The organism is Phycisphaerae bacterium, from assembly GCA_024102815.1.
In the GTDB taxonomy this organism is placed as follows: Bacteria; Planctomycetota; Phycisphaerae; order UBA1845; family UBA1845; genus JAGFJJ01.
In genome coordinates this window covers 1-2,174 of the sequence record JAGFJJ010000030.1, presented here as the reverse complement: position 1 = coordinate 2,174, position 2,174 = coordinate 1, and the positions used below count along the sequence as shown (strand labels likewise).

The following is a 2,174-nucleotide window of genomic DNA, read 5'->3' as shown; positions in this document are numbered from 1 at the left end:
ATTGGTTCTTTCCCGTTTCGTGTGGGTAGCGTCGGGACTGGGTGCGGTCATGCGACGGATTTCATTGAACGGATGTCGATAAACGGAGCCGCTGGCAGATGGGTAAGCTTTGCGGCGATCAGATAGGAGATGGTAATCAGGTGTCGACTCGTGCGGTAACCGCGAGCTCTCGCCTTGGCCGCCTGGACCAGCGAGTTGATGCCTTCGGCGCGCCCGTTGGTCAGATTCGAATCGAAGGCATTGACGATGCCCTGCCAGTGCCGGCGCAGGGTGGCGGCCACCCGCTTGAGGGGTTCGAGCCGGCAACGACGTGCCCAGCGATACCACTTCTCGAGCAGGACAGCGGCCTGCCCGGCGTTTTGGGCGCTGGCGAAGATGTCGCGCAAGGCCTCCTTGAGTCGAAACGCACGATGGGTCTTCAGGCCCCGGCGCGACAGGTCATGAAAGGCGAACAACTGCTCGCGGGTCCACTTTCTGGCATCCTTCAGCCACACGTAGCGGCTGCGCTTGAGCAGGGGATTGTGTTTGACCTCCTCGCGGCGAACCTCATCGACCGCCTTGTTCACCAGGGCGATGACGTGGTACTCGTCGAAAGTGACGTTGGCCCACGGCAGGTGCTCGGCGACGCCGGCGATGTAGCTCGCCGACATGTCGATGCAAAGGTCGCCGATGTTCTCTGCGCAACCGCCATGGGCCTCGAGATCGTCGGCGAAGTGTGCCACCACGTCGGCGCTGCGGCCCTCGCAGGCGAACAGCAGGCGGCCGCGCTCCAGGTCATGAAACAGGCTGACGTAGTGCTGACCACGCCGCGAGGCGGTTTCGTCCAGCCCGAGCGCCCGCACCGAGGAGAAGTCCTCGCGCTCGCGCGCGCCGTCGACGTAGTGATCGAGAATGCGCCACACGCTCATGTCGCCGACCCCGAGCAGCACCGCCACCTGGTGCACCGGCATCGCCTTGCACAACGTGACCACCAGTGCCTCCATCAATTGCGAGAATCCGCTGCCCTCGCGCGCCCACGGCACGGCGACCTGGAGAGTCTTGCCGCAACTGTCACACCGCACGCGCGGCACCTTGGCATGCACGAAGGCCTGGTACTGGAAGAAGTTCAGGTGCCGCCAGGAACGCTCCCGGGTGTCGTGCACCGCCTGGTGCGGCGTGTGGCACTCGGGGCAGGCGAAGCGCGCACCGCGATGGAATCCGACCTGAAAGTCGATACGCCCCGCGTCGGGGTCGAACGACACGTCGGTTACTTCCCACGGAGACGCCAGGCCCAGCGCCACGGTAAACAAAGACGTTTGATCCACAAGCCACTCCAGAACTGTCAATCGACGAGGACACAGGCAGGCCGGTGGACAGGTGGACGAGCCCTGCGGGCCGGCCCGAGTCCTGCGGACCGTGTGGACAGCCCGTGGACAACCGTACCGGTTGCCCACCGCCTGCCCACACTCTCGGGCCTCTCGACCACCTGTCCACCGGCCCCACTACAGATCACCGATTGTGTCTCAGGAGATCTCGTTCCGGAACCCCGTGCATGGCCTCACCCACACAAAACGTCATTGGGCCGATTATCGCCGGCAGGCCGGCCTCGTGCAAAAACCTAAGGACGTGAGGGGATCCGTGGCCTGGATTACGGGAGCCAGCAGTAGATTTGGTATGGCAGGTAAAACGACGGCAAAAAAAACCGCTCGGGGTGGAGCGGTTTGTAATCTTGGGGAGGGATGCACATCACTGTGCAAGTGCCAATATTGCGCCGTGATCTGCCCCGTTTCCAGCGCGGCTGGTTACGCCTGCGTAACCATGACAACTTCGTCATCCAATGGCCGGATTCGCGGCCGGGATCCCTGATGCATCAAGCCGTGTGGCCAAGCGCCCACGCCTTCGCCTGCTCGAACTGCAGAAACGGGAAGTGCCGAATCTCAGCCGAGACGAAGTGAGAACCGAGTTTTTCGCCCAGGACTCCGACCTTTGAATCCGTGACCACCGCGACGTGGGCAAGTTTTCGGTGGTGATCCTTCACGAATCGGAGATGTTCAAGGAGCGCGCCGAAGGAGTCCCAGCCGGGAAAATGCTCGGTATGAATGATCAGGCCGTTGAGATTGCCGTGCGATTCCAGGTAGGGATCGACGATGCTCGACATGTGCTCGAAATCCGCTTTCGTCAAGGCATCGTCGGGT

General features: G+C 62.5%; 2 protein-coding genes. Both read right to left on the bottom strand.

Annotated features, from left to right (window positions below):
• Positions 1-47: 47 nt before the first annotated feature.
• On the bottom strand, positions 48-1,304 hold the full coding sequence (locus J5J06_07470) for an ISL3 family transposase (GenBank protein MCO6436910.1): 1,257 nt from the start codon (positions 1,302-1,304) through the stop codon (positions 48-50).
• 545 nt (positions 1,305-1,849) lie between these two features.
• A partial coding sequence (locus tag J5J06_07465) for an STAS/SEC14 domain-containing protein (GenBank protein MCO6436909.1) occupies positions 1,850-2,174 on the bottom strand: 325 nt, incomplete at its 5' end.